This is a genomic window from Plantibacter sp. RU18, assembly GCF_050613355.1.
Classification (GTDB): Bacteria; Actinomycetota; Actinomycetes; order Actinomycetales; family Microbacteriaceae; genus Plantibacter.
Genome location: NZ_CP159618.1, coordinates 4033149 through 4059031, shown reverse-complemented (window position 1 = coordinate 4059031; position 25883 = coordinate 4033149). Strand labels below are relative to the sequence as shown.

At 65.1% G+C, this 25883-nt stretch carries 26 protein-coding genes and 3 pseudogenes; 13 read left to right on the top strand and 16 right to left on the bottom strand.

Annotated elements, in window-relative coordinates:
• Window positions 1-98: 98 nt before the first annotated feature.
• The 5 genes from ABMA10_RS19310 to ABMA10_RS19290 form a co-directional block, all read right to left on the bottom strand.
• A complete protein-coding gene (locus ABMA10_RS19310; protein WP_347867677.1) occupies window positions 99-1235 on the bottom strand; it encodes an NAD(P)/FAD-dependent oxidoreductase in 1137 nt (378 codons plus the stop codon).
• On the bottom strand, window positions 1232-2320 hold the full coding sequence (locus ABMA10_RS19305; RefSeq protein WP_347867676.1) for a Gfo/Idh/MocA family protein: 1089 nt from the start codon (window positions 2318-2320) through the stop codon (window positions 1232-1234). Before ABMA10_RS19305 ends, ABMA10_RS19310 begins: the two co-directional genes overlap by 4 nt.
• Entirely contained in the window at window positions 2320-3090 is a 771-nt protein-coding gene (locus ABMA10_RS19300; protein WP_347867675.1) for an amino acid ABC transporter ATP-binding protein, read from the bottom strand. Before ABMA10_RS19300 ends, ABMA10_RS19305 begins: the two co-directional genes overlap by 1 nt.
• Window positions 3087-3875, bottom strand: a complete 789-nt coding sequence (locus ABMA10_RS19295; RefSeq protein WP_431030872.1) for an amino acid ABC transporter permease — start codon at window positions 3873-3875, stop codon at window positions 3087-3089. Before ABMA10_RS19295 ends, ABMA10_RS19300 begins: the two co-directional genes overlap by 4 nt.
• Before the next feature lie 63 nt (window positions 3876-3938).
• Complete coding sequence (locus ABMA10_RS19290) at window positions 3939-4802, bottom strand: ABC transporter substrate-binding protein (RefSeq protein WP_347867673.1); 864 nt, start codon at window positions 4800-4802, stop codon at window positions 3939-3941.
• Window positions 4803-5012: 210 nt separating this feature from the next.
• Here ABMA10_RS19290 and ABMA10_RS19285 point away from each other — a divergent pair, with 210 nt between their 5' ends.
• Both ABMA10_RS19285 and ABMA10_RS19280 read left to right on the top strand, forming a co-directional pair.
• Window positions 5013-6083, top strand: a complete 1071-nt coding sequence (locus ABMA10_RS19285) for a LacI family DNA-binding transcriptional regulator (protein WP_347867672.1) — start codon at window positions 5013-5015, stop codon at window positions 6081-6083.
• A gap of 115 nt (window positions 6084-6198) precedes the next feature.
• Window positions 6199-6690: a GNAT family N-acetyltransferase gene (locus ABMA10_RS19280; RefSeq protein ID WP_347867671.1), complete on the top strand. Its 492-nt coding sequence runs from the start codon at window positions 6199-6201 to the stop codon at window positions 6688-6690.
• 66 nt (window positions 6691-6756) lie between these two features.
• On the opposite strand, the gene ABMA10_RS19275 is transcribed toward ABMA10_RS19280, so the two are convergent.
• Window positions 6757-7647: a DUF808 domain-containing protein gene (locus tag ABMA10_RS19275; RefSeq protein ID WP_347867670.1), complete on the bottom strand. Its 891-nt coding sequence runs from the start codon at window positions 7645-7647 to the stop codon at window positions 6757-6759.
• Between the two features lie 343 nt (window positions 7648-7990).
• On the opposite strand from ABMA10_RS19275, the gene ABMA10_RS19270 reads away from it, so the two are divergent.
• From ABMA10_RS19270 to ABMA10_RS19260, 3 genes are all read left to right on the top strand, one after another.
• Window positions 7991-9112: a hypothetical protein gene (locus tag ABMA10_RS19270; RefSeq protein WP_431030871.1), complete on the top strand. Its 1122-nt coding sequence runs from the start codon at window positions 7991-7993 to the stop codon at window positions 9110-9112.
• A 2-nt stretch (window positions 9113-9114) separates the two neighbouring features.
• Complete coding sequence (locus tag ABMA10_RS19265) at window positions 9115-10047, top strand: alpha/beta fold hydrolase (protein WP_431030870.1); 933 nt, start codon at window positions 9115-9117, stop codon at window positions 10045-10047.
• 235 nt (window positions 10048-10282) lie between these two features.
• Complete coding sequence (locus ABMA10_RS19260; RefSeq protein ID WP_347867667.1) at window positions 10283-10951, top strand: hypothetical protein; 669 nt, start codon at window positions 10283-10285, stop codon at window positions 10949-10951.
• A 34-nt stretch (window positions 10952-10985) separates the two neighbouring features.
• Here ABMA10_RS19260 and ABMA10_RS19255 read toward each other — a convergent pair whose 3' ends face one another.
• The 6 genes and pseudogenes from ABMA10_RS19255 to ABMA10_RS19230 all read right to left on the bottom strand — a co-directional run bounded on the left by ABMA10_RS19255 (window position 10986) and on the right by ABMA10_RS19230 (window position 16075).
• The gene (locus ABMA10_RS19255) at window positions 10986-11624 is read right to left on the bottom strand and encodes a hypothetical protein (RefSeq protein WP_431030869.1); all 639 of its coding nucleotides are present in this window, start codon (window positions 11622-11624) and stop codon (window positions 10986-10988) included.
• Window positions 11625-11841: 217 nt separating this feature from the next.
• Window positions 11842-12120 carry a hypothetical protein gene (locus ABMA10_RS19250; RefSeq protein WP_347867761.1) on the bottom strand — a complete coding sequence of 93 codons (279 nt, stop codon included), beginning with the start codon at window positions 12118-12120 and terminating at the stop codon, window positions 11842-11844.
• Between the two features lie 116 nt (window positions 12121-12236).
• Window positions 12237-13046, bottom strand: a complete 810-nt coding sequence (gene istB / locus ABMA10_RS19245) for an IS21-like element helper ATPase IstB (RefSeq protein ID WP_347868871.1) — start codon at window positions 13044-13046, stop codon at window positions 12237-12239.
• The gene (gene istA / locus ABMA10_RS19240) at window positions 13043-14299 is read right to left on the bottom strand and encodes an IS21 family transposase (protein ID WP_347868913.1); all 1257 of its coding nucleotides are present in this window, start codon (window positions 14297-14299) and stop codon (window positions 13043-13045) included. Before istA ends, istB begins: the two co-directional genes overlap by 4 nt.
• Before the next feature lie 70 nt (window positions 14300-14369).
• Window positions 14370-15135 (bottom strand): annotated as a pseudogene (locus tag ABMA10_RS19235) (IS5 family transposase); the annotation flags it as partial.
• A 46-nt stretch (window positions 15136-15181) separates the two neighbouring features.
• Window positions 15182-16075, bottom strand: a complete 894-nt coding sequence (locus ABMA10_RS19230; RefSeq protein WP_431030868.1) for a DUF4436 family protein — start codon at window positions 16073-16075, stop codon at window positions 15182-15184.
• A gap of 391 nt (window positions 16076-16466) precedes the next feature.
• Between ABMA10_RS19230 and ABMA10_RS19225 the strand changes: the two genes are divergently transcribed.
• Complete coding sequence (locus ABMA10_RS19225; protein ID WP_431030867.1) at window positions 16467-16898, top strand: MepB family protein; 432 nt, start codon at window positions 16467-16469, stop codon at window positions 16896-16898.
• On the opposite strand, the pseudogene ABMA10_RS19220 reads toward ABMA10_RS19225, so the two are convergent.
• The 4 genes and pseudogenes from ABMA10_RS19220 to ABMA10_RS19205 all read right to left on the bottom strand — a co-directional run bounded on the left by ABMA10_RS19220 (window position 16886) and on the right by ABMA10_RS19205 (window position 20572).
• Window positions 16886-17780, bottom strand: a pseudogene (locus tag ABMA10_RS19220) (IS5 family transposase). The gene ABMA10_RS19225 and the pseudogene ABMA10_RS19220 overlap by 13 nt on opposite strands.
• Window positions 17781-17985: 205 nt before the next feature.
• Window positions 17986-18378: a ribbon-helix-helix protein, CopG family gene (locus tag ABMA10_RS19215; RefSeq protein ID WP_431030866.1), complete on the bottom strand. Its 393-nt coding sequence runs from the start codon at window positions 18376-18378 to the stop codon at window positions 17986-17988.
• A gap of 1160 nt (window positions 18379-19538) precedes the next feature.
• Complete coding sequence (locus ABMA10_RS19210) at window positions 19539-20153, bottom strand: GntR family transcriptional regulator (RefSeq protein ID WP_431030865.1); 615 nt, start codon at window positions 20151-20153, stop codon at window positions 19539-19541.
• 149 nt (window positions 20154-20302) lie between these two features.
• Window positions 20303-20572, bottom strand: a complete 270-nt coding sequence (locus tag ABMA10_RS19205) for a hypothetical protein (RefSeq protein WP_431030864.1) — start codon at window positions 20570-20572, stop codon at window positions 20303-20305.
• 547 nt (window positions 20573-21119) lie between these two features.
• Between ABMA10_RS19205 and ABMA10_RS19200 the strand changes: the two genes are divergently transcribed.
• From ABMA10_RS19200 to ABMA10_RS19170, 7 genes and pseudogenes are all read left to right on the top strand, one after another.
• Window positions 21120-21764 carry a hypothetical protein gene (locus tag ABMA10_RS19200; protein ID WP_431030863.1) on the top strand — a complete coding sequence of 215 codons (645 nt, stop codon included), beginning with the start codon at window positions 21120-21122 and terminating at the stop codon, window positions 21762-21764.
• 1 nt (window position 21765) lies between these two features.
• A complete protein-coding gene (locus ABMA10_RS19195) occupies window positions 21766-21969 on the top strand; it encodes a helix-turn-helix domain-containing protein (RefSeq protein ID WP_431030862.1) in 204 nt (67 codons plus the stop codon).
• A 460-nt stretch (window positions 21970-22429) separates the two neighbouring features.
• A complete protein-coding gene (locus ABMA10_RS19190; protein WP_431030861.1) occupies window positions 22430-22807 on the top strand; it encodes a PadR family transcriptional regulator in 378 nt (125 codons plus the stop codon).
• Entirely contained in the window at window positions 22804-23565 is a 762-nt protein-coding gene (locus ABMA10_RS19185; RefSeq protein WP_431030860.1) for a hypothetical protein, read from the top strand. Before ABMA10_RS19190 ends, ABMA10_RS19185 begins: the two co-directional genes overlap by 4 nt.
• A complete protein-coding gene (locus ABMA10_RS19180) occupies window positions 23562-24200 on the top strand; it encodes a hypothetical protein (protein ID WP_431030859.1) in 639 nt (212 codons plus the stop codon). The genes ABMA10_RS19185 and ABMA10_RS19180 overlap by 4 nt, the downstream gene beginning before the upstream one ends.
• Window positions 24201-24253: 53 nt before the next feature.
• Entirely contained in the window at window positions 24254-25426 is a 1173-nt protein-coding gene (locus ABMA10_RS19175) for an LCP family protein (protein ID WP_431030858.1), read from the top strand.
• Between the two features lie 150 nt (window positions 25427-25576).
• Window positions 25577-25702, top strand: a pseudogene (locus ABMA10_RS19170) (IS3 family transposase); the annotation flags it as partial.
• Window positions 25703-25883: the final 181 nt, after the last annotated feature.

The window sequence follows — 25883 nt, the reverse complement described above, 5'->3', positions numbered from 1 at the left end:
GAGCACGAGCACGAGTCCGTGGCCATGCCATCTCCTGAGCCACCCGAGACCGCACGGGGTCCTGCGTCGGATCCCGCGCGGTCTCGGGTGACTCGGGGTCACGCCGAGACGGAGACCGCTTCGAACCGCCCGGGACGGAACGTCTCGAGGAGCGCGGAACGCTCGCCGTCGACGATCTCGTCGGCGAGCAGCTCGCCGGCGATCAGCCCGAGGGTCGCGCCGCTGTGGCTGAACGCGACGAACAGGCCGGGCAGCTGGGACACCTCGCCGAAGACGGGCTCCCCGTCGCCTGGGATCGGCTTGTAGCCGGCACCGATGTGGTCGAGTTCGAGCACGGGGTGCCCGGCCAAGACGCGCGATCCCTCGGCGAGGAGCCGCTCGACGGTCGACTCCTCGATGTGGAGCGACCCGTCGTCGCGCACGACGATCTCCTCTTCCGACCATGCCGAGTCGAGGGCGAACCCGCCGTCACGCGTCCGACGCACTGCGACGTCCGGTGTGTTCAGGACGGCGACGAGCTCCGTGTCGACCGGCTTGGTGAACGCGACGAATGCGGCCGGGCTCCCGTCCCCGACAGGGATCCCGAGGGCGGAGAGCTGCGCTGGAACGTCCGGTCCCGTGGCGAGGAGGACGACGTCCGCGGACAGGCGTTCGCCGTTCGAGAGGACCGCGCCGATCGCACGCCCGCCGACCGAGACCACTTCGGCACGTGTGCCGGACACGATCGAGCCACCGAGAGCGACGAGTTCGTGCGACAGGACATCGATCACCGCCGGGAGATCCACCCACCCCTCGCCCGGGTTGAAGATGGCCCCTTCCGAGGCGACGGCACTCGGATCGACGCCCGGCGTCGCCTGGGCGATCTCGTCCACCGCGAGCCAGCGTGCGTCGTACCCGATGGCTCGTTCGTATGCGTAGATGTCACGGAACGACTCGCCCTCCGGCGCCCACATGAGAGCACCGTCGAAGCGGAGGAAGTCGCTGCTCGGGATCCGTGCGGCGAAGGTCCGCCACCGGTCGATGCCGAGCACGCGGATCGCGTGGTATTCGCTCGACCGCTTCGCCGCGGAGTTGAGCCAGGCGAGGGATCGACCCGAGGCTCCGCTCGCGAGGGCCTGCTCGGTCACGAGGGTGACATCGGCCCCGCGTCTGGCGAGCGCCACCGCGCTCGACGTGCCGAGGATGCCGCCGCCGATGACGATGACGCGCTGACGGTTCGGGCTGCTGCTGCTCATGCTGTCTGCTCTTTCTGCTCTGATGGTGCATTCGGTGATGAGGAGGCGTGGATGGACTCGATGATCTCCAGGACCCGCAGGGCGTCCGCTGGATCGACGGGCAGCGGTTCGCCCTCGCGGATGGATCGGGCCAGCAGCCGTGCGAAGGCCGCGTAGTCCCCGTCGGCCGTCGGATGGCGCTCGCTGCGCCCGTCGACGCCGATCGATCCCCACTGGTCTTCGGGCGTGCGACCGAAACCGTCGTCGCGAGGGTCCGCACCTCCCTTGAGCGCGGGCTCCTGCCCGTCGAGGCCCCAGGAGGTGTAGGCGCCGGTGTCGCCGAGCACTCGGAACCTCGGGCCTGCCTGCGCCACCATCGACCCCATCCAGAGGTGTGATCGGACGCCTGACCGGTGATGCAGGGCGACGAACGCGTCATCGTCGGCCGTTGCGCCGGGGCGGACGGTCCCAAGCTCGGACGACACCTCGTCGACCTCGCCGAACAGCAGGATCGCCTGGTCGATGACATGCGTCCCGAGGTCGTACAGGATCCCGCCGCCCTGTGCCGCTGTGGCCGCGGTCTTCCACGACTCCGGAGGGCTCGGCTTCCACCACTCGAAGCGTGACTCGAAGCGGTGGATACTGCCGAGCGCCCCTGAGTCGATCAGGGCCTTCACGGTCAGGAAGTCTCCATCCCACCGACGGTTCTGGAACACGGTGACGGAGCGGCCGACCGCTCTCGCCCGATCGAGGACGGCCCGGCCCTCGGCTGCGGTCACGGCGAACGGCTTGTCGACCACCACGTGCAGACCGGCGTCGAGTGCTGCCGACGCGAGCGACGTGTGTGTGCCGGACGGTGAGCCGATGATCACGAGGTCGAGGTCGCCAGCATTCGCGAACAACTCGTCGACGCTCTCGACCACGCGCACGCCCGGGTACCGCTGCAGCGCCGCCGCTCGTCGTCCTGCGTCGGCCGTCACGATGACGTCGAGCGAATACGCTGGGTCGGCGTGGATGAACGGCGCATGGAAGACCGCACCCGAGGTGCCGAACCCGATGATCGCAGTACGGATCGTGCGGGCCCCACCGTCGACGGGCGTCGTCATCACAGCACCTCCGACAGGAAACGCTGGAGCCGGGGGCTGGCGGGGTGGTCGAACAGCTGCTCGGGCGTTCCCGCCTCGACGACGAGTCCCTCATCCATGAAGACGACCTGATCCGCCACCTTGCGGGCGAAGCCCATCTCGTGGGTGACGACGAGCATCGTCATACCGCGCTGCGCGAGGCCCGCCATCAGGTTGAGGACGCCCTTGACGAGCTCCGGGTCGAGAGCGCTCGTCGCTTCGTCGAAGAGCATCACCTCCGGTTCCATCGCCAGTGCCCTGGCGATTGCGACGCGCTGCTGCTGGCCTCCGGAGAGGTCCCGCGGACGGTGGTCGGAACGTTCCGCGAGACCGACGTCCGCCAGGCGATCGGCCGCGACGCTCAGCGACTCCCGCTTCGACATGCCCTTGACGTTGCGCAGGGCGAGCGCGACGTTCTCCAACGCGGTGTGGTCCGGGAAGAGGTTGAAGTGCTGGAACACGAGGCCGACGCGGGTGCGCAGCCGTTCGGGCTTCATCCGCAGGGCGCTCTCGCCGGCGAGGAGGACGTCGCCGCCCTTGGGGTCATGCAGCCGGTTGACCCCGCGCAACAGTGTCGACTTGCCGGAGCCCGACGGGCCGATGATGCACGTCGTGGTGCCGGGCTCGACGGTCAGACTGACGCCGCGGATGACGTCGATGTCGCCGTAGGCCATGGTCACGTCGCGCAGCTCGAGGCTCGCTCCGCGATAGAACTGACCGTCCGTGACGGGCAGGGGCGAGGTGTAGGTCATGTGTTGCTCCCGGTGGTGATGGGCATCGGCGGCTGGACGTCGTCGAGTTCGTCGAGGCCGCTCTTCGGCGGGGTCGGCTTGCGTCGACCGAGGCGGAACCGATTGTCGAAGTAGTTGACGAGGTGGGTGAGTGGGACGGTGATGACGAGGTAGAAGAGTCCGGCCATGACCAGCGGGGAGAGGTTGCCGGTGAGGACGGCGGCGTCCTGCCCGACACGGAACAGCTCGCGCTCGGAGACGAGGAGACCGAGGAAGTAGACGAGGCTCGAGTCCTTCACGATCGCGATGAACTGGTTGACGAGGGCTGGGAGTACTCGGCGGATGCCCTGCGGGACGACGACCAGGCGCATCGCCTTGCCGTAGCTCATGCCGAGTGCCCGGCAGGCCTCGAGTTGTCCGCGGTCGACGCTCTGGATGCCTGCGCGGAAGATCTCGCCGATGTAGGCGGACGCGATCAGGCTGAGCGCGAGGATGCCGAGGGGGTACGGCGACGGGCCGAAGATCTGCTGGCTGAGCCGGGCGAAGCCCTGGCCGATCAGGAGGATGGTGAGGATCGTGGGCAGGCCTCGGAAGATGTCCGTGTAGATCCGTGCCGGGATCCGCAACCAGCGGGACGGCGAGATGCCCATGATGGCGATGATCATGCCGAGGACGACGCCGATGACGGTCGCGGCGAAGGAGATGACGAGTGTGTTGACGAGCCCGACGCCGAGCAGCTGCGGGAACACCTGCCACATCGCGTCGAAGTCGAAGAAGGTCTTGATGATGCTGTCGAGCCAGTCCATGCTGTTCGCTCCTGAGGGGGTTCGTGTGGTGCGGGCAGCTTCACTACCCGCACCACAGGCGGGCTAGTCGGTCGGAGCGGGGGTGGAGGTCTGCTCGGCCTTCGGCAGGTACTGTTCCGGCATCGGTGAGCCCGGGAACCACTTCTCGTAGAGCGTCTTCCAGGTGCCGTCCTCCATCGCAGCTGCGAGGGCCTCGTCGAGGGCCTTCTTGAACTCGGGCTTGTCCTTCGCGATCGCGAAGCCCGCCGGAGCGTCGAACGACGGGATGTCGATCGCGTTCACGAGGCCGTACTGAGCGGCGTACTCTTTCGCGGCCTCGTAGTCGAGGAAGTGGGCGTCGATGCTCCCACTGTTGACGGCCGAGATCGCGGAGTTGTTGTCGGGGAACCGCACGAGTTCCGTGTCGGTGAAGTGCTTCACCGCGTACGCCTCCTGCAGCGTCCCCTGCACGACGCCGAGGCGCTTGCCCGCGAGGCTGTCGGCATCGGTGATGTCGGAATCCTTGCTCGCCATGACCGTCAGGTAGCCGGCGAGGTAGCCGTCCGAGAAGTCGACGGTCTGCTCGCGTTCCTGCGTGATACCGATCGCCGCAACGCCGACGTCGAACTGACCGTTCGAGACGGCTGCGAGCAGTCCGGAGAAGTCCTGGCCGGTGAAGACGACGTCATCGATGCCGATGCGCTTGGCCACGTCGGTGAAGAGCTCGACGTCGAAGCCGGTGAACGTCCCGTCGGCATCGGTGAAGGTGTACGGCTTGGCGTCTCCGAGGCTGGCGACGCGGATCTGGCCGGGAGTGATGAGGCCGTACGGGTTCTCGTCGGCGCTACTGCCGACGGTGGCTCCGCCCGAGCAGGCGGAGAGGATGAGGGCGGTTGCGGCGGCCGCTGCGAGGAGCGCCGTCCGGCGGAGGGTGAAACGATTCGTCACTGCGAGTCCAATCAGGGAGGGGAGGAGATCGTGGTGCTGGTCGAAACCGTCGGCTCGTGTCTTGTGGACGCCGCCAGCCTCATTGCTGTCCTACATCTGGTGAGACCGGTCTCAATGTCGTATGTTGAGACCGGTCTCAACGGGATGTCCAGGACAGTACCCTGGTTCCTGAGCAACGTCAACGACTCATCGATCCCAGCCGGAGGGCACATGACAGCCGAGCACGGTTCGAACAGACGCGAGACGACCGTCTCCGACGTCGCCCGGGCGGCCCGCGTCTCGAAGGCGACGGCCGCGCGAGCGCTCGGCGACTACGGGGCGGTCAGCGACGATGTCCGGGACCGCGTGCAGGCTGCCGCCGAACGGCTCGGCTACCGACCGAACGCCCTCGCGAAGAGCATGAACACGGGGAAGTCGAACACCATCGGCGTCGTCATCGGCGACATCGAGAACCCCTTCTTCGCTCGCGCCACCCGGGGCATCTCCGACGTCGCACGGGCCGCAGGATTCGACCTCATCCTGGCGAATTCCGACGAGGAGCTCGAGGCCGAGACCGCGGCGATCGAGCTCCTGCTGGACAAGCGGGTGGACGGGTTCATCGTGACACCGGCATCGTCGATCGAAACAAGAAGTTTACAAACGGTGCTCGCCGCGGGCCGCCCGATGGTCCTGCTCGATCGACGTGCGGAGGGCCTCGACGCGGAGACGGTGACCGCGGACAACGCCGCGGGGGCCGCTGCCGCCACGAGGCGACTCCTCGAGACCGGTCACGAGAGGATCGCGTTCATCTCCACCGTCGCGCATGCGACGCCGTACGTGCTCGGTGACGACGTCGTCTCGTCGTCCGTCGGCGACCGCATCGACGGCTTCACCACGGCGCTCCGTCAGGCCGGAATCGCGGACCCGGCATCCTTCGTCCGACTCGACGCCCGAGTGCTCGGCATCGAGCAGGTCGCCCGGGACGTGCTCACCGGCCCCGGACGTGTCACCGCGATCATCGCATCGGACAGCCTCGTCGGGTCGGCCGTGTTCAGGACGATCCGGGAACTGGGGCTCCGGATCCCGGACGACGTGTCGCTGGTCGCCTTCGACGACGCCGACTGGACGACGCTCACCACGCCGCCCATCACGGTGGTCTCCCAGCCGATCTACGAGCTCGGAGCCGAGTCGGCTCGCAGGCTCATCGCCCAGATCGGTGGAACGCCGAGGGTGCCGGGCGAGCTGATCCTCGCCCAGTCGATCGTCGAACGAGGATCGGTCGGTGCGCCGCCGCTGCGATGAGCCGGGGCCGGACATCCACTCACTGCAAACGGGAGTCGGTGTCTCTCCGAGCCGTAGCATTGAGACGGCCTCGTCGGCCGCCTCCCACCATCAGCGCGTCAGCCGAAGGATCAGCATGTCCGTGCCCAGCACCCTCACCATCGAGACCGTCGCATGGGATGACGCGCGCGCCGTCGCACTGCGCTCGGCCATGGACGAGGAGATGAACGCTCGGTACGCCTCCGCCTGGGAACACTGGGACCCGCAGGCCGCTCAGCGCGCGCAACTCGCGTTCGCAGTCGATCCTGCAGACATCGCGGCGACATTCCTGGCGATCGTCGACGGCGTTCCCGTCGGCCATGCCGCCCTCCGTCGGCTGGGTGGCGATTGGGAGCTGAAGCGGGTCGTCACCCTCGCCACGCACCGCGGTCAGGGCATCTCCAAAGCGCTCATCGCGGCCGTCGAGGAGACGGCTCGCACGGCGGGCGCGTCGCGGCTCATCCTGCAGACGGGAGACCGCCAACCGGACGCCGTGCGCCTCTACGAATGGCTCGGGTACGAGCAGATCCCGATCTACTCGCCCTACGAGGTCATCCCGATGTCGCTCTGCTACTCCAAGGCGCTGTAACCCACGGGGCCGATGTGTCGGATCGGCGTGGCACCTGCTGCGCGATCCGGTGCGGTGCCCGGCGGTTCAGTGGGTCGTCGTCGGCTGCTTGCCGTGACGCAGACGCGAGACGCCCAGCACGATAGCGACGACGATCAGACCGAGTACCAAGCCGAACACGGCGGACATCGCGGTGTCGGCGATCCACACGACGACCGGGCCGGCAGCCTCGATCGCATGTGTCACGAGGTGGAGGACGTCCAACGGGCCGTGCCAGAAGGTCTCGGCGAGGTTCTGGATGACGAGGTGGCCGCCGACCCAGAGCATCGCGACGGTGCCGATGACGCTGATGACGCGGAACACCGCCGGCATCGACGCCACGATGCGCGCCCCGATGCGTCGGACACGCCGCGTCGGGTTCTTCATGAGTCGTAGACCGATGTCGTCGATCTTCACGAGGAGGGCGACGGCTCCGTAGACGATCAGCGTCATGACGAGGGCGATGATCGCGAGCGCGCCGAGGGTCATCCAGATGCCGAGACCTGCGTCCAGACTCGCGAGGGCGATGAGCATGATCTCGGTGCTGAGGATGAGGTCGGTGCGGACGGCACCGGACACGAGTTTCTTCTCGTCTCGGACCTCTTCCTCGGCCGACTCGTGGTGCAGACCGAACCATTCCATGACCTTCTCGGCGCCCTCGAAGCAGAGGTACGTGCCGCCGATGATGAGGAAGAAGGGCAGCACCCAGGGTGCGAACGCGGTGAGCAACAGCGCGATCGGGATGATGATGATGAACTTGTTGAAGAGGCTGCCCCGCGCGATCCGCCAGACGACGGGTAGTTCCCGGGCCGGAGTGAGCCCCTGCACGTACTGCGGGGTCACGGCGGCATCGTCGATGACGACACCGGCGGTCTTCGCACTCGCCTTCAGGGCTGCAGTGAGGATGTCATCGACAACGGCGAGTAGGCCGACCGACATGTGCGTCTCCTTGGGTGGGCGTCGTGCTGCCGTCGCTCGGCAGGGACGCTGTCCAGAGTAATGGCACTCTCTCGCGCGAGGCACCGTCCCGTCGACGTCGGCTGCGCCGATGTCGCACGTCCATCCCGGCGGTCCTCCGCGACCGTCCTCCGCGAGCGTCCTCCACAGGGCCCGCCACGCTCGCTCGTCCTCAGACGTAGGGACCGCTCTCTGGTCCCCGAGTCCTGCCCCGGTACTGTTGCAGTCACGAAGGCGACGCCCATGAGGGCGGCACTCGCCAGAGACGAGGGGATTTCGAATGGTCGAGACCAATCCGCGCCGATCACGGTCTGCCGTGGTCGCCATGACCCTGACGATCGCGACACTCGTCGCCGCGGCGGTCATCGGCGGGTACTTCATCATCGTCGGCGATCAGGCCGACATCGCGGGTCGTGTCTGGCTGACGCTCTTCCTGCTCGCCGGTTTCGTCGGCGGTGTGTCGCTCGACGCCGCAATCGGTCACGGTCCCAACAAGTGGTACTTGGCCGTCTCGACGCTCGTCAACATCTTCCTCGTCGCCGTGGGCCTCCTGAAGCTCTGGAACGGATGGTTGCAGCCACCGAACACATCGAGCGCCTTCGTCTGGACCGGCCAGATCGGCCTCTTCCTCGGCATCCTCATCCTCGTCCGGCTCGGCCTCTTCCTGGTCCAGGTGTACTTCCTCCACTTCGTGACCCGAGGCAAGACGCCCGTCGTCAGGTCCATGGCGATCGTGACGATCGTCCTCGTCGCCGCAACGGTCATCGTCCTGGTGCTCCCGATGGCGTTCCCCGAGGCGGTCTGGGCCGAGTGGTGGTGGCGTATCGCCGCAGCGACGACGCTCGCGGCTGCGATCTCGGCCTGCATCCCGGTGATCGTCCGCGCGTTCGAGCCGAAGCCGCAGCGGGAGCAGGCAGTGTACGGGCAGGTGCCGTATGGCCAGCAGGTGACTGGCCAACAGCCCTACGGTCAGCAGGCGCCCTATGGCCAGCAGCAGCCGTACGGTCAGCAGCCGAACCATGTTCAGCAGCCGTACGGTCAGCAACCGCCCTACGGCCAGCAGCCTTACGGCCAGCAGGGGAACCCGCAGCAGCCCTACGGCCAGCAGGCCCCCGCTCAGCCCGGTGCCCAGCAGCAGTGGCAGTGGCAACCGGGTCAGCAGCAGCCGGTGCCGCCCGGGTATGCCCCGCCCGCAGCAGCCGTACGCGCAGCCCTCCCAGCAGGATGCCCAGCAGCCGCAGCCGCCGCAGCCGACCGTTCCCGCGCCGACCCCGGCTCCCGATCAGCAGGCACCGCCGCCGCCCGCACAGTAGTCGAGCCTGCGCACAACTGCGTAGGCGTCACGCGTGAAGGCTCGCCCTCGGGCGGACGCGCCGACGATCTCCCACGGCAAGACTGGGATCGGCCCGGTGCGTCCGCCCGGGCGCCAGCTCCACGCGATGGGTGACAATGCGCAAGCTTCTGAAGGTTCCACTGATCTCGATCTCGGCGCTCGCCGGCATCGTCGTGATCGGGTTGAGTGCGACGAGCATCACGAATGCGGTGGCGAACTCCTCGGAAGCCGCCGAGTTGCAGTCCTACAGCCAACTGGTGGAGGTCGACGGCAAGCAGATGAACGTCGTCATCTCAGGGGACGCCTCGGAGACGATCGTGCTCCTGCCCGGCCTCGGCACGGCGGCGCCCGGTCTCGACTTCGAGCCGCTCATCGCCGAACTCCGCGACGACTTCCGGGTCGTCGTCGTCGAACCGTTCGGGTACGGCCTGAGCGACCAGGCCGACTCGCCGCGCACCTCGGAGAACATCGCCGGGGAGGTCCACGAGGCCCTGCAGGACCTCGAGATCGACCAGTACGTGCTCGCAGGGCACTCGATCGCCGGGATCTACGCCCTCGACTACGTCAACCGCTTCCGCGACGAGGTCACCGCCTTCGTCGGCATCGATACCAGCGTGCCGACCCAGCCGGGAAGCGACGAGTCGACACCGACCGACGGTCTGGCGGCACTGAAGGATCTCGGGATCCTCCGTCTCCTCAATTCGCTCGCGCCCGACCCGAACGACGGACTGCCTTTCGACGAGTCGACCAAACGGCAGCTCACCATCCTCAGCAACCGCAACGCGATGTCACCGACGCTCCTCGACGAGATCGACCGCACACCGGACAACTTCGCAGCCGCGCGGACGCAATCGTTCCCGGTGGACCTCCCACTGCTCCTGTTCGTCGTCGCGAACGACCCGGAACTCGCCGACTGGCAGCAACTCCATGAGGAGCAGGCCGCCGGGGTCGATCGAGGCGAGGTCGTGCCGCTCGACGGTGGTCACTACCTCCACCACACGCAATCCGTGCGGATCGCAGCCGACATCGAACGCTTCCTCCGCGGCTGATCCACCAGACACCGACGTCACGGCCGAGTGCAACGGGATGCCCGAGGAGCACGCTGCGCTTGCTCGAGGTGTGGCACTTCGACTCGCGGTGGTAGCCCGCTGCTTGGCCGCCGGCTGTTCCATCCACCACGCAGATGAACAGGTGTCGCCGCTTGGCGTCCAGTGAACTTCGTCGAACCCCTCCGCCCATCGGGCGCTTACACGGACGTTACGTGTGGTGCGAGAGGATGCACCCATGACCAGGAGTACTCCGCCACTTCCTCGCCTCACGGCGGTCGCGGTCGTGGTTGTGGTTCTTGCTGTGGGGTGGATGGTGTGCTGGAGCGCAACACATTGGTTTGAGATGTTGCCAGAGGCGGCCGTCCGCGGTGCGGCGGGGCGACGGGGTGAGCTCGTGGTGTCGAGACTGCTGAGTGCGGTGCTGATGCCGTCGCTACTCCTCGGGGTGGTTGGGGTCTTCTGGGGCAGCCCGCGAGTCGACCGTGTGGTGCGCCGGCTGCTTGGATTCCCACTCTCACATCAGGGCGGAGCCGGTGAGTTCGTGATGAATGGGGTGCTGATCGCCATCTGCGGCGCCTGTGTGGTCATGCACGTCACCCTGGTCGCCCGGCACCTTGTTCGCGAACCCAATGCCATGCCGGCGAGCCTCGTCACCGGGGTCATTTTCCTCACACTCGGTGGCGTTCTCGCGGTGCTTGGGTCTGCGCTCGAGGGCGCGGTGCGTGATGCTCTGCGGCCACTTGGGCTTGGGCTCGCCGTCGTGGGTGTTGTTGCGCTGCTGTCGGCGGCCTTGAAGATGCCCGAGGTCGTGCAGATTGGCGTCGTCGGAGTCTGCGCCGTCGTGGTGTGCACAGTGGTTCCAGTGGCGGTGTCCGTACGCATGCGCCGCGGAGATGAGCGCTGACCCAACAGACGCCGGTCCCGAGGTATGCGTGAGCTCAGCCGGAGGTCGGGACGTCGGAGCGGATGAATCGGACTACCCCGCCGCTCAGCAGCGCGATCGCCCATGCCGCGAGGGTCAGTAGACCTGCCGCCATGCCGATTGATGCAAGGTTGAGGCCTCCGAACGAGGTTCCTCGGACCGCGTCGGCGACGAGTCCGAATGGCAGGAAGGATGCGGCGGAGGTTTGGCCGCCGGAGATGAGCGCTCCGAGTGTGCGGGCGGTGGACTCGGCAAGAAGCCCACCGAAGGCGATCGCGAAACAGGCCACCTGGCTCCGTGTGATGAGGCCGATACCGAAACCGAGGAGGGCGAGAAGGATCAGAGCGATCGCGCCTCGTCCCCACAGACTCACTAGCTCGACTGGATCGATGAGTGAACTGATTCCTTGGCTGGTAAGTCCGAGCGCGAGTGCCAGTCCTTTGCAGAGCGCGAGCGGAACTGCGGTCAGTGCCGCGGCGATCGTGACCGCAGCAACCTTTGTGGCGATCAGGGTGAGGCGGCGTGGCTCTGCCAGGGAACTGAATGCCATGGAGCCACGACGGTACTCGGTTGATGCGCTCAGCGCCCCGAAGACGATTGCTCCGAGCGCGGCCAGCGATACCCCCATGCCGGTGCCTGCGCTGAGGTCAGCCACGACAAATTGCATCGACTGCTGCTGCAATGCGAACGAATCCAGCATTCCCTTGGGCATCTGGTCGGCATTTGTCGCATTTGGAATAACCTCATTCAAGGAGATGAGTCCATCGATGAGAAGTGGGAAGTGCGCAGCCGTGAGCCCCCCAAGTAGGCCCTCAAGAAGTACTGCCGTCAAGAGGACGATGTTGATGCGTGAAAAGCGCAGACGGAGGAGTTCACTCCGAAGCATGGGAGTCGCTCTGTTCGGATGGGTGCTTCTGGACTGCGCGTAGGTAGAGCGCTTCGAGCTCGTCGGCGCCGCGTTGGGCTAGGTTGTGGTGCCCGGCGACGGTGCCGTTGTGAATGATCACGGCTTCGTCGGCGTATCGCGCGACTTCAGCGAGTTGATGGCTGGTGACCAGGACAGTGCCTCCGTCGGACGCGAACTGTCGGAGGAAGGCTCTGAGCCAACGCATTCCTTCGGGGTCAAGGCCGTTGGACGGCTCATCGAGGATGAGTACCTGTGGACTTCCAATCAGTGTTGCGGCAAGGCCAAGGCGTTGTGTTAGCGCCGAGCTAGAACGGACCCCTTTGCGCCGGTCTGGGGTGGACCCCTCTTCGTTGGTTGAGCTTAGTTCTTCTCTGTCTGCTTGATGAGGTCGCGGCGGCCGTGGGTGCGGTAGGAGTCGCCGGAGAGGGTAAGGACTTCGGAGTGGTGGACGAGGCGGTCGATCATCGCTGCCGCGACGACGTCGTCGCCGAACGTCTCACCCCAGCGGCTGAACGGGAGGTTCGAGGTGACCATGATCGAGCCTTGCTCGTAGCGAGATGCGACGAGTTGGAAGAACAGGTTCGCGGCGTCCTGGTCGAAGGGGATGTAGCCAATTTCGTCGATGATGATGAGTTTGTAGCGGCGGATCTTCTTCAGCTCGGCCTCGAGCTGCCCCTGGTGGTGGGCGGCCGCGAGTCTCGCGATCCAGTTGTTCGCGGTGTCGAAGAGGACGGAGTATCCGGCGTGGGTGGCTTTGACGCCGAGCCCGATCGCGAGGTGCGTCTTCCCGATCCCGGGCGGGCCGAGCAGGATCACGTTCTCTGCTTTCGCGACGAACGTCGACGTCGCGAGGTGCGCGAGGACGTCTTTACGCAGAGACGGGAGGTGATCGAGATTGAAGTCCTCGAGGGTCTTGACTGCGGGGAAGTGCGCGGTCCGGATCCGCATCGTCGTCCCGGCGGATTCACGGTCCGCGAGCTGGCGTTCAAGGACGGCTGCGAGATATTCCTCATGCGCCCAGTTCTCGACCCTGGCGCGGTCCGCGAGGTCTTCCCAGACCCGCCCGATCGTCGGGGTCTTGAGAGCTCTGGCGAGATAGGCGATCTTGGATGCAACCTGCTCGGTGGTCTTCGGAATAGGAGCGTCGATCGTGCTGCTCTTGGAGGTCATCGTGCTTCTTTCTCGTATTCGGTTTTGGTGGTGAAATCGACGCCGAATAAGGCGTCGTAGTCGGACAGCGCCCGAAGTTGGACCCGATGCCCGTCCGGGTGCTCACGAACCCCGGAGGGCTTGGGCCGTTGGTAGTGGGCGCGTAGCTTCGCCGCCGCGGTGACGTGCCCGGGATCGGTGATCGTCATCCCGTTGCGCAACGACCGGGCATGCCGTCCCGCGGCCTGTCCGGCGCAGGAGATCGTGACGTCATCAAGCGTCGCGCGAACATCGACGAATCGGCCGATGAACCGAGGATCGACGGAATAGTCGTTCCCATCGAGACGGACGTAATAATCCCGGGCCAGTCTGATCCGATGCGTGAGACCAGTGACAGGGGGCTTCGCCGGAAGTGGGAGCATCGCCGCCCGGTCAGGGACAGCGAGCTCGACGGGACGGGCAGCGATCGCACGGACCTTCCGCTGATTCGCTCTGGTCTCCAACCAGGTCGTCATCTGGGCGTTGAAGTCATCTCGGTCTTGGAAAATCCGGCCGGGCAGGAACGAGGTCTCCAGAAAGCGGTTCGCGCGCTCGACGATGCCCTTCGTCTCCGGGTCTCGTGGCGGGGCCAAACGCAGCCTGGTCGCCAGCGTCCCCACGAACGTCGCCGCGAGGACGGTGGGCTTGCCCAACCCGCCGATCGCAGCCTCTCGATCCCAGAGCAACGATTTCGGCACCCCGCCGAACCTCTGCAGCAGCGACCACATACCCGCAGTGAGATCACCGCCCTGCCGAGACGGCAGCATAATCGCCTCGATCCGCCTGGAGAAGCCGGACACCATCACCAACACCGGCAAGACACGATCCTGGCCCCCGCCGACGGGAACTCGCGCCTCAGGGAACCACAGATCACACTGGATCACCTCACCCGCCTGATACGAGAGCCGATCCGCGGGATCGATGCCTTGATACTCCGGCCGCAGCTCAGACACCCGCTCCCGAAACAACGACGGCGAGAACGTCCAACCGACACGCTCCGCGATCACCGTCGCCGGCATCTTCGGATACTCCATCAACAGCGCACGGATCTGCGGCACGAAGACATCGATCTTCGAACCCCGCGGACCCCGCGACCGATCCGGCGGATCCTCACCCCGCAACGCCCGACGGACCGTGTTCCGCCCGATCCCAAGATCCCTCGCGATCTGCTTGATCGGAACCTTCTCAGAACGATGCAACCGCCGAATCTCTGCCCACGTATCCACTGAAATCATCCTCCTAGCTTGAGCTAGGGGGTCCAATCCAACCTGGCGCTACAGGGTCCGTTCTACTTCGGCGTCAACACTCAACGACATTCCGATTGCGGTAGTCGACAGCGTCGAAGCCGGGTGGGCGTCCGCCACGTGATCCGCGTCGTTGCCGGTGACCGGCCTGGTCGGCGGGCTCGGAGATCACGGCGCGGATCCTCCGACCACGCAAGTGTGCCCGGATCGCACGCGATGAATACGCCTTATCACCACGGACGGCGTCTGGGCGGGTCCTAGGCCGGCCTCGCCCGATCCGTTCCACCCGCAACTGCCCCAAAAGCGGGAGCAGCATCGGCGAATCACCCGCCTGCCCGGCCGTCAGCGCGATGACCAACGGACGCCCACCACCATCGACGAGATGATGAACTTTCGTCGTCAGGCCACCCCTGGAACGGCCGACCGCATGATCAAGCGGCTCGACGGCCGGATTCGTGTAATTCGACGAAGCCCCCCGTGAGGCGCGTGATGTTCGTCGCGTGCTGATGTGCGCGAGCGATCGTGGAATCCACCGACACCGACCAATCAACGCGCCCCACTGCGTCGGCCTGACTCAGCAACACGCCCAGAACACGATCCAAGGTGCCATCCCCGGCAAGCCGGCGATGCCACGTCCACACCGTCTGCCACGGCCCGAATACCGGCGGCAGGTCACGCCACGCGATCCCGCACCGATACCGGTAGATGATGCCCTCGACCATGATCCGCGCGTCCGAGAACGGACGCCCCTGCTTCCCCGTCCGGGCAGGCAGCAGCCCCTCGCTCAACGACCACTGGGCATCTGACAACAACTCAAACCTCGACACTCATCAAGCCTCCCAGGTTCCACCGCAAACCATTGTCAGACATGACCTAGGTCTTTGCTTGCGCATTCTCTGCTGTTCGCTCAGCGGCGAACTTGCTGCTGGTCCATCTGACCGCGGTGATGATGGTGCATCCGGCGACGATGAAGAGCGCCCAGAAGTAGACGTAGAAGTCGGCGTCCACTCCGACGCTCGGAGTCCCGGGGAGCGTGTTCCGAATGGCCGGCAGCGCAAACATGAGGGCTGCGAACCAACCGAGAAGCCCGAACTCTGGAGCGAGATGACTGGTGACGTGCAGCAGTGTGACGATGGCCACAATCGCAGCTAGCGCGATGATAATCAGGAGTTGGAACAGCGCGAACGCGATGACAGCAGGGGAACGCGTGGCGGTGAATTCCACAGTCACGGCCGAGGTAGCCGCAGATTGCAGCACGGCTACGGTCGACCAGCTGTGAGACATATCTCGAACGGTCATGACGATGGGTACGTCGCTGCCCTCGGCGACCGCGGAGGCCGAGAACGTGGACTCGTACGCATCAAATGGATATTTGGTGGCATCACCCTCGAGCGCAATAGTTTGATTCTTGGTCTCATACAGCAAACCTGGAGCGAAGGTCAATACTTGTGCGCTCGAAGTGTTCGTCTGCAAATCGATCTCCCGAGCCAAACTCTCATCGGTTGCGGCGTACTTACCGTGCGGAATGACCCACACCTGAGCATCAAGAGTCGAACTGACTGGGGATACGTCAAGCACATCAACGACGACCTCGATGTGGTCGCCATCGACACCCGCGGCCGAGAAGCTTTCAGGCGGCGCCGACGTGGCTTCCCGCACCGGCCCCAGCACAAGGGTCGTACCCGCGGCCGCTAGCCCCGCGGTTGCAGCAAGAATTCCGACGGTAAACAGCACTCGCTTCCTGCGTCCTACCTCTACATGCGTCATGGCGTTTCCCTTCCCCAACGACCCGAGCAGGCTCTGCACCCCGTCGAGGACGCACGAGCAGACCGTCCCATAAGAATACGCTATGTCTCAAATCATAGGAAAAACTGAGAGAAGACAGCTATGCCGCATCATCACGGCAAGATCGCCTGATCATCGCACCCACTCGGCTCAGACCGAACCTCACACACCGATATTCAGACAGTCCCATGTGCGTAGACGACTACGTGTAGCTGCTTTGCGGGGGATGCGCGCCCCGTCTGTTCGAAGCTCTGGACTGAGCGCCCACTGCGATGACTAGGCGGAGTGCTTCCGGTGGGCGACTAGGCCGCGTTGCTAAAGGTGGTTGGCGCCTTCGCCCTGAGCTGATAGCTCGGCAAGATAGCGTGGCTGCATGCAGTTCAACGCGTTCGCGGTCTACTCGGCGGGGGTTGGCGTGACCGCTGAAGTCATCCCCGAGACCCAGAACAGCGACTACGAGTCCGGGATTGTCCAGATAGGCGAAGAAGCTTGGCATATCCGGACTGCGCGGAACACTCCGACCAAGCCGGGGGCCCTCGTTGCGTTCTGGCAACGGGATGCGAAGGGGAACACAGCGCCGTTCAGTGATGACGATCCCGCTGCGGGGCTGCTTGTTTTTATGGAGCAGCATGATCGGCGCGGGGTGTTTCGGTTCACCAGCGCGCACCTCACAGCGCTCGGCATCACGTCAGGAAGGCGGCCAGGCAAACGTGGGTTCCGGGTATATCCGAGCTGGTGCGGGGGCTTGAATGCCCAGGCCACGATCACGCAACGCGCTCAAACGTCCGCGTTTCAAGAGTTCTGAGCTCGGGTCGTGCTGGTGAGCCAGTGGAGGGTCGCGGCGAGGCAGAGTCCGGCGTGGTAGTTGCGGGCGGTCTTGTCGGAGCGCATCGCGATCCCGCGCCATTGCTTGAGCTTGTTGAAGCACCGCTCGACGACGTTGCGGCCGCGGTAGCGGGCCTGCTGCTGGCCACCGAAGTCGATCGGGCGTCCGCGGCGCTTGCGTCGGTGGGCTATCTGATCGTCGCGTTCTGGGATCGTCGCGGCGATCCCGCGCTCGCGCAGCCAAGCACGGTTCGCCTTGGACGGGTAGCCCTTGTCCGCCAGCAGCCGGTCTGGCCTCGACCTCGGTCTGCCTCGCGCGCCCGGGACGCGGATCTCGTTCAGCGTCGCGGTCAGCATGCTGGTGTCCGCTGCTTGACCGGGGGTGAGGATGAACGCGAGGGCCCTGCCCTTCCCGTCGCAGACCAGGTGGTTCTTCGTCGTCAAACCGCCGCGGGAGCGGCCGATCGCATGATCGGGCGGCTCGTCACCGAACTTCTTGTAGTTCGATGAAGCCCCCTGTGGTGCGCGGAAATATCGCGCCGTGCTGGTGCACGCGAACGATTGTGGAGTCGATCGACGCAACCCAATCCAGGTCCCCGGACTGCTGCGCAAGCGACTGCGTCTTCTCCAGCACCCGCACCCACACGCCCTGCTCGGACCATCGGTTGAAGTTCTTGTAGATCGTGTTCCAGTTCCCGAACCGCTCCGGCACGTCCCGCCACGGCGCCCCGGTCCGGAACCGCCACGCCGTCGCCTCGACCACCGTGCGCCGATCCACCGGAGGCCGCCCCGTCGACTTCGCAGCCGGGAACAGCGGGCCGATCACCGCCCACGCTTCATCAGAGATCACATCACGCGACACGAGGACAAGACTCGCCCACGCGGCACCCGAAGGTGTTCAGCAACACGGCCTAGCACCGGCATCACACGCTCAGTCCATGCCACCACAGGTGGCAAATGATCCTCCTGGAGTTCGAAACGCGCGTCAATCATCCACGCACGAGTTCCGGTGGGCACAATACCGTCCACCCGGCAACGATCAGCCCACACCGTGGCCTCATCAGCGATCAGGATGCCTGCAAGTACGCAGCCAACGCCTCGCGCATGATCTCGCTGGCGTTGCGGTGCTCGAGCGCTGCACGTTCATCCAGCAGAGCATTCAAGTCCGCAGGCAGCCGCACCTGGCGCTTCGGTGACACGCCAGTTCCATGCAGACTCGGCCGCCCGAGCACAGCACGCACCTCTGCTGCGTCGACCGTCTCGGACGAGGCCGGCATCGCTGGCGTCAGTACGCGGTGATCGATCAGGTCGTCGTCCATCTGGTCCAGCAACTCGTCCAGTTCAGCCTCCGCGCCCAGCGAAGCAGGCCCGATCGGGATCGGGCCGAATGTTCCGGCCTCCATCCGCTCGGCGAGTTCGGCGTACCGCGCCTGCTCGGCGGCAGTGATGTCCTTACTCATTTCGTTTCCTCCATCTTCCGTGTCATCAAGATGTCCTGCACACGACGCCACGTCTTCGGACGTAAATGCAGCACGTGGAACAGGTACGTCGTTCTCGGCTCTCGACGGTGCAGGAACAACTCCAACATGCCCCCATCGCGCGCCGGGCCGATCACAAGATCAACAATTTCTCCAGAACCATCAGGTGCAACATCAAACCCTGCAAGAAACGCCACACGATTGCGCAAGGCATGCTGAGCGTCCGCGATCGGGTAATGCTTCTCCGCGCTATCCGTCCACTCGATTGCCCTGTATCTGTTGTACTACAGAATAGATGAGCTTTGTAGTACAGGCGGTTTGCGCGCGCCTTCACTCGAGGCGTCTCGTAAAGGCAAGGGTTCCAAGACGCCGGGCTCGTAGCTGCCCGTGGCGCGAGGGACAAAAACACTAGGCACAGAAACGCTGATAATCTATCTTATGTCAACGTTAGGTCGCTCCTGCGGGCGATCGCTCGATTTGCTACCGCAGCACCTTTCCACCCCGAGGTGGAACCTTTACCACCGACAGGAAGCGGCATCGGTAATCCGCTCGGTGCACGTCTCGGCGGCAGCTCGGGATCCAGCAGCGGTGGCTGGTTAGGTGACTTGCTCGGCGGAGTCCTCGGCAGCGTCAAGTAACTAACTGTTTTGCAACCCACTGCCCCGAGCAAATCAACCAAGGGCCCCTCGCCGATTCACACACGGGAGTGGTCCCTACGGCATCTCGAAATGGGCGCATGGTAACCACTCCCCGCACTACCACCTTGAGTTCTGTAGTATTAGCCAAAGACGGTTCAGCCGTCTCCGCCTACCAGCAAACATTCCCCCCGGTTTGTTGCTGGTAGGCGTGGTGTGGGTGGCGAGGGGGACTTGCCGCCCACACTCCTGGAGTGAACGCGAAGTGTCACCATAGATGCCAACGCGAACCGATAGGTCTTGCCCTGCCTGCTTGTGAGGCCTAGGTTGGGTGGTCACAGCACGCGGGGAGCTGCTTGCCTACGCTTCGGGAGCCATGGCACCAGCGAAGAACCGTAGCCGGGGTGAAGCGCAGGTAGCGCGTCACCCCGGCATTTTTGATCTGTCGGCAGAACCGGCCCGCACCCCGTGGCGTCTTGACGAACCGCCGGTCAAGGCTTGCCGGGTTCAAAGACGGAAGATGGTCTCGATCGCGAGCTCGGCCGCGATCGCATCCCCGTCCCGGACTCCTGCCAACAGCCGCGGATACCCGTCATCGAGAACACCCCAATCGGTGGTCTCGTCAGTGCGGGTAGTCGACAGCTTGTATGCGAGAGCGCCGATCGTGTCACGAGCGTCTGGTTCGGACAAGCCTCCACGAACATATCCACCACCGCCCAACCCTTCGCGGCAGCGTCGCGCAGCCGTGGCCCCCAAAAGGTCCTCGAGACTCGCTACCAACGCCTGCTGGCGCTCCGTAGTGAGAGTAGGGACCGTCACGCGCACCACTCCCCCGACCAACGCACTCATCGTCTGCAGAATCTCAATCCGCGCTTCCGGCAACGCGACAGCAACCCTCGTGTACTTCTGTGCAGCCATCTCGATCAATCCCACCCTCGCGAGATCGTTCAACGCCTCACGGATCGGCGTCCGGGAAATCCCTAACCAACCCTGCAGATCAGCATCATTCAGATGCTCCCCAGGCTCCAACGTCCCGTCGAAGATCGCAGCGCGAATCCGCTCCCCCGCGACCGCCCGCAACGATTTCCTGCCCGCATCAACAGCCTCAACCGGTATCGGCATCACACCACTCCTCACCGCGCACTGTCACCCGTAACCACAATCGTAACTAACACGGCACGATCACAGCAGACGACCAGGCGGGTAGCCGCAACGCATGAGCGCAGCAGCCCTGGTGATTCATAACGCCCCCGGGCGCGGCATCAACCTCTTCACGGCTGGATCAGGACATAGACCAACTCATCCAACGTGTCATCGGTAGCAGTACGAGCATTCTGCATCGTCACCAAATGAGACTTCCCATCTACCTCGATCGAACACGTATACGTCTCACCCCAAGGCAGCAACCGCACCGCCGTCAACGCTGAACGGAACACTGAACTCGCCGCGAGCTGGCGCCGAACCCGCGTCGGCACAGACCACTCAGCGGCATGCACCGACACTTCATGCATCGTGCTGATCCGCAACACGAAGACGAACACTCGCGCACCAGACCGCGACTGAAACCCATGGGCTGCATGGAAACCGATGTCATACTCCGCGGCCCATCGCGCAAGACGCAACAACCAAGCAGCTCCAACCTTCATCGCGCCCCTCCCCGAGCAAAGACCCTCCGTCCACATCAACAAAATGGAGGGTGCGCACCCGGCGCATTCCATCACCAGCCACACACCCTCCACCCAGCGGACCCAAAGATCAGTTCGAGCCCACGGATCGACGAGAGTTCAGATCGTCATCACTGATACTACAGAACTTCACGCATATCGTAAAACCGTGGCTCGCGTTCACCGGGCCACAAACACCCGCCCGCCACCGCTCAGCCGCGACCTCACGCACCTGGCCTCGCGTTCCGAAGAACATGGGTACTGCAGTGCCGACCGGGTGATCAACGGGGCCCGCCGTCATCACGATCACCCTGTCACCGCCGCAAATGCCTCAGAAAACCGCGATGCTCACTCTCCGTGACCTCGCCACCGTTCTTCGACCCCCTGGTTGGTGTTGTATAACCATATCGATTATCATGATGTGATGATGATCAACCTGCCACCCGCCGAGTCTGTCCGCGTTGTCCGCACGCCCATCCTGGTTGTCGTCGCCATTGTGGTCGGGGTGGGCTCTGTCATAGCTGCGGCCTTCTCTATTCTGATGATCGTTGTGGTCGCCACAAGCCCCGGGGAAGGCTTCCTCTCTGTCCCCTTGGACCCGAGCATCACCTCGCCCATCGTTGATCGTTGGTCCGCGGATGTGCATGCCACCCTTGCGGGAACCGCAGTTGTTCCTGTCTGGGTCACGGACGCTCCGGGCGACATCGCCGGGGAGATGGCTGCAGCAGTGGTCGTGTCCGCAGGAACCTATCTGCTGACGTCACTGATCGGCATTGCAACGGCGGTGCCGCTCCTCACTGGGCGGCTGAGATGGAAATTCATGGCACCCACCGTCTTCGTTGCGGGCCTAGCCTTCGCCCTTGGCTCGTTCGCTTCCCAGGTGTTGGCCAAGTCCGCGGCGGAGAGCTTCAGCGCACTCGCACAGAGCGATCTCCCCACGTGGACTGAACCCGGCGTCGGTGTAGGGATCGATCTGTCACAGCCCGTCATTGGGGTCGTTGTCATGTCAACCGCTATCCTCTTCGGGGTCGCTGGTCGGAGCGCCCGCGACGCCGACGCCGTGGTGTGACATGTCTCAGATCTCAATCCAACTCGCGCACTTGCTTGACGAGCGCAGCATGCGCTTAGCCGAACTCTCGCGCCGCACTGGTATCAGCGTCGCAAATCTCTCCATTTTGAAAAATGGGCGAGCCCGAGCGATCCGATTCACCACCCTTGAAGCCATATGCGAGGCCCTCAACTGCACCCCCGGCGACCTCATCCAGCGAAGCTGAAACCAACGCAGGTCACAACATAGGTCTTGCCGATCCGATACTGGCCCGGCACTCGGTACCGCCCCTCTGCGCTCACTACACGCCAATACTCATATCGGGCGAAAGGTTGGACCCATGGTGCGCTACCGAGTGCATCGGTCAGTCGCGGAAGAAGTCGAAGAGCTGCCAGTGAATGCGCGCACATGCTCGGCGTCATACGTCCTCGGGATCGGCGTCAGCCCCCGCTCGATCTTGGTCTGCTGCTTTTTGACCCGAACTCGATCGCCTCCCTACTTGCCGGGCCGGACCATCCTCAAGAGCGCCAGGCCTACTTGTTGGTCCATGACACGTTCAGGAGTACGGGGCCATGGATACCTGTTCGATCGATATCCGAGAAGCCCGCTCCGCTTGAGCATCGTCGATCGACGCGTCTGCAAGTCCAGAATTGACACATCGGAATATATCTTCTTATAATGATCGCATGGCACGCAGACGACCCGGCACGCTCTTCCCGCTCGAGCTCGACATCCTCGACGTCGGCACCGTGTTGCAGGCGGCCGAGGGGAGCTTCTACGGGTTCGCCCTCGCCAAGCAGCTCGCCGAAGCCGGGGACGCCGCTCTCACCGCGCACGGCACGCTCTACAAGGCCCTGTCGCGGATGTCGGACGCCGGGCTGATCGAGGCGACGTGGGAGGACCCGGAGGTCGCGGAGGCGGAGGGGCGCCCCCGTCGACGGTTGTACAGGATCACGGGTGAAGGCGCGACGGCTCGGGGTCGGGAGCATGCGAGGATCGCCGGTGAGCAGGCCGCCTCGGCGAGGCCGGCGGGTGCGGCGTGGACGCAGGGGGTGATCGCATGACCGCTATCCGTACGCCCGCGTACCGCGCGGCTTCCCACCGGGTGCTGAACTGGTGCGGGTGGTACACACGCGACCTCTCGCCCGACGTCGCCGGCGAGCGACGTGACGAGATCGCATCCGACCTGCACGAGCACGCCGTCTGGGCCGAGAAGACAGGCGTCACGCCGCAACGGCTGCGGTACGACATCATCCTGCGTGCCATCCGCGGGATCCCGCACGACCTCTCGTGGCGCTCTGGACAGTTGCGCGCGGGCCACGGCGCCGATCCGATGCCACTCGGCATGCGGCGGGCCGGCGATGTCCTCGCAGCCCTCGTGGTGACTGGCGGCGTTTTGGTCGCAGGAGCGGCGCTATTCCTGCTCATCCGGGTCCTCCGCGCCCTCGTCATCGGCGACGTCCTCGAGGTGCCTGCGGGCGCGGTCAGCGTTGTGATTGCCGCGATCTTCGGCGGCGCGGGGCTCGTGCTGTCGCTGCGACGGCGCGTCCGATGGCTCGGCGCGGCGCTTCTGGCCCCCGCGTCGGTCCTGATCGGTGTGTTCGCCGGCGACATCGTGTACCACGTCAGCGCGACCGGCGGGCTCATCGTGTCACGCCTGAGCTCACACGTCGCCGGGCTCGAACCATGGTGGGTGGTGAGTGTGTCCATCGGGGTGGGTGCGGCACTGGGATTCATCGGAGCGGCAGTGTGGTGGTGGCCCGGAGGCCCGCAAGCAATCGGAGAGGCCGCAGTAGCGGCCATGCACGGAGAGCAAGCATGAGCGGGAACGAGATCGGAATGGAACCCAGAGTGGTCCAGGAGGTAGCACCCGTCCGCCGGAGCCACGGAACGCTCCGGCGACGGGCCGGGCTCGGTATCGCGATGAGCGGGGTGCTCGCGGTGGCCGCCGGCGGCGTCTTCGTCGGCGTGGCGAACGCGCAGGCGGCCGCTGACGACGCCCGATCCCTCGAAGCGGTCGCAGATGCAGCCGCATCGCTGGACGAGCTCCCACCCGTCGAACCCGTGGTGCCGGCGGATCCCGCTGCGACCACTGACGCTGATGCACCCGTATCGCCAGCGGCCGGCGTCGACTACTCCCAGACGCCCGAGGGGTGGTACGACGCGACGACCGATCCGGCGGACATCGCGCCCAGCGCTGACCCGAACTTCAGCGATGGGATCTGGGCGGCGCAACAGCAAATCATCGCGAGGTGCATGGCCGATCAGGGCTTCTGGTACGCGTGGGCCAACGACTACGCCGCTGATCAGATGGCGGACATCGTCATGACCGAATCCTCCGAGGATGCATGGCTGGCCAGGTGGGGCACGAACCCGTCCGATCAGCCATACGACTGGCGGCTGGCAGGGTGTCACGGCCACGCCGTCCACGTTACGGGTATGGACGAGGCCCATTGACCATGCCCGGTGTACATCAGCCCCTTCGACATGCCAGGCTTCCGCGATCGACCGTGCGGCGCACGCTCTTGAAGTTCACCGGTGGCGCCGTAGCGGTCATCGCGGCGACCGCGACGAGCCTGGTCGCCATAACGGCTTACGATCTGCAACGCGATGTGAAGCCGACCGCCCACCTCGGCAATGAGGCCTCGGCGCAGCTTCCGCCGGACATCGGAGCGATCGAGGGCGGCGTGAATCTCCTCCTCATCGGAGAGGACTCCGGCGACGGCAACACCGCCTATGAGCGCGACGGCGGCAAGTTGAACGACGTGAACATCCTGATGCATATCGCCGACGACCACTCCAACGCCACGGTCGTCAGCATCCCGCGCGACACCTTCGTCGACATTCCGGAATGCGCCGCCGGCGGAGGTTCCTACAACCGCATCAACGCCGCCTTCGCGGCCGGCGGTGACGGCGGCGGCCTCGCCTGCGTGGTGGCGACGGTCGAGCAGATGAGCGGGGTCTCGATCCCCTTCGCCGCGCAGATCGGCTTCGGCGGGGTCATCGCCATGTCGGACGCGGTCGGAGGCGTCCCCGTCTGTATCACCGAGCCCATCGACGACGACAACAGCGGAGCCCATCTGGTGGCCGGCATCAACACCCTGCAGGGCACCGATGCCCTCGCCTTCCTGCGCACGCGTTACGGCGTCGGCGACGGCAGCGACTGGTCACGGATCAGCAACCAGCAGATCTTTCTCTCGTCGCTCGTCCGCACGTTGAAGAGCTCGGAGACGCTCTCGAATCCGGCGAAGCTCTACGCCCTGGCGAAGGCAGCCCTCAGCAACGTCACGCTGTCCGACACCCTCGCCACGCCCGACCGTCTGGTGTCGATCGCCGCCGCATTGAAAGACATCCCGTTCGACCGGGTGAACTTCGTCCAGCTCCCCACCCTGTCACAGAACGTTCCGGGCGGCGGCGTCGATCCGACCCCGGAGGCCGAACTCGTGTGGCAGGCGATCCGGGACGACCTCCCGATCAACCTGAACGCCGCCGGCCAATACGTGGTCACTGATCCGAACCAACCGGTCATTCCCGATCCGACCCTCCCCGATCCAGCCGCGCCTACGCCGACCCCATTCGAGGCACCGGTCAACCCGGCGACGGGCCCTGGATCGGTCATCGACCTGCCGACCTCCGTCACCGGCCAGACCGCAGCGCAGAACACCTGCGCGGCGGGCAACTGAACGGGGTTTCTCGTCGCCCTCGCCCATCGACGCTGCGACGTCCTCCACGCCATGCTCCGCGACAGAATTTCTTACCAAGACCGACCGATCGCGGAGGACCGACGCCCACATAAAACACGCGGCAGCCTCAGCGGATCTACAGAAACATCCAGGCGATGGCAGTCCAGACAAGAGCTCCGGTTGGAGATCGTGATCTGGATCGAGCGAACCTACCACCGCAGACGCCGACAACGCCGGCTCGGTCGCCTCACGATCGAGTTCGAGATAACCCACAGGCCGCTCACGCGGCCTGACAACCCCAAACAAGACGAGTCAACCGAATCGACATCAGTCTCGGATGCTCTCGGTGCTGGCCGAGTTTCAACGCGAACTCATCATCGCCAACACCCGCGACGGCCTCGACTCACCCCGGAACAAGCCGCCCACGCGCAAAAGTCCCCAGATCAACGATCTACGG

What these genes read in the sequence shown, in the direction of transcription:
- ABMA10_RS19310 (WP_347867677.1), bottom strand. Translation starts at nt 1,235, where the DNA reads ATGAGCAGCAGCAGCCCGAACCGTCAGCGCGTCATCGTCATCGGCGGC.
- ABMA10_RS19305 (WP_347867676.1), bottom strand. Translation starts at nt 2,320, where the DNA reads ATGACGACGCCCGTCGACGGTGGGGCCCGCACGATCCGTACTGCGATC.
- ABMA10_RS19300 (WP_347867675.1), bottom strand. Translation starts at nt 3,090, where the DNA reads ATGACCTACACCTCGCCCCTGCCCGTCACGGACGGTCAGTTCTATCGC.
- ABMA10_RS19295 (WP_431030872.1), bottom strand. Translation starts at nt 3,875, where the DNA reads ATGGACTGGCTCGACAGCATCATCAAGACCTTCTTCGACTTCGACGCG.
- ABMA10_RS19285 (WP_347867672.1), top strand. Translation starts at nt 5,013, where the DNA reads ATGACAGCCGAGCACGGTTCGAACAGACGCGAGACGACCGTCTCCGAC.
- ABMA10_RS19280 (WP_347867671.1), top strand. Translation starts at nt 6,199, where the DNA reads ATGTCCGTGCCCAGCACCCTCACCATCGAGACCGTCGCATGGGATGAC.
- ABMA10_RS19275 (WP_347867670.1), bottom strand. Translation starts at nt 7,647, where the DNA reads ATGTCGGTCGGCCTACTCGCCGTTGTCGATGACATCCTCACTGCAGCC.
- ABMA10_RS19270 (WP_431030871.1), top strand. Translation starts at nt 7,991, where the DNA reads ATGACCCTGACGATCGCGACACTCGTCGCCGCGGCGGTCATCGGCGGG.
- ABMA10_RS19265 (WP_431030870.1), top strand. Translation starts at nt 9,115, where the DNA reads ATGCGCAAGCTTCTGAAGGTTCCACTGATCTCGATCTCGGCGCTCGCC.
- ABMA10_RS19260 (WP_347867667.1), top strand. Translation starts at nt 10,283, where the DNA reads ATGACCAGGAGTACTCCGCCACTTCCTCGCCTCACGGCGGTCGCGGTC.
- istB (WP_347868871.1), bottom strand. Translation starts at nt 13,046, where the DNA reads ATGACCTCCAAGAGCAGCACGATCGACGCTCCTATTCCGAAGACCACC.
- istA (WP_347868913.1), bottom strand. Translation starts at nt 14,299, where the DNA reads ATGATTTCAGTGGATACGTGGGCAGAGATTCGGCGGTTGCATCGTTCT.
- ABMA10_RS19230 (WP_431030868.1), bottom strand. Translation starts at nt 16,075, where the DNA reads ATGACGCATGTAGAGGTAGGACGCAGGAAGCGAGTGCTGTTTACCGTC.
- ABMA10_RS19225 (WP_431030867.1), top strand. Translation starts at nt 16,467, where the DNA reads ATGCAGTTCAACGCGTTCGCGGTCTACTCGGCGGGGGTTGGCGTGACC.
- ABMA10_RS19215 (WP_431030866.1), bottom strand. Translation starts at nt 18,378, where the DNA reads ATGAGTAAGGACATCACTGCCGCCGAGCAGGCGCGGTACGCCGAACTC.
- ABMA10_RS19210 (WP_431030865.1), bottom strand. Translation starts at nt 20,153, where the DNA reads ATGCCGATACCGGTTGAGGCTGTTGATGCGGGCAGGAAATCGTTGCGG.
- ABMA10_RS19200 (WP_431030863.1), top strand. Translation starts at nt 21,120, where the DNA reads ATGATGATCAACCTGCCACCCGCCGAGTCTGTCCGCGTTGTCCGCACG.
- ABMA10_RS19195 (WP_431030862.1), top strand. Translation starts at nt 21,766, where the DNA reads ATGTCTCAGATCTCAATCCAACTCGCGCACTTGCTTGACGAGCGCAGC.
- ABMA10_RS19190 (WP_431030861.1), top strand. Translation starts at nt 22,430, where the DNA reads ATGGCACGCAGACGACCCGGCACGCTCTTCCCGCTCGAGCTCGACATC.
- ABMA10_RS19185 (WP_431030860.1), top strand. Translation starts at nt 22,804, where the DNA reads ATGACCGCTATCCGTACGCCCGCGTACCGCGCGGCTTCCCACCGGGTG.
- ABMA10_RS19180 (WP_431030859.1), top strand. Translation starts at nt 23,562, where the DNA reads ATGAGCGGGAACGAGATCGGAATGGAACCCAGAGTGGTCCAGGAGGTA.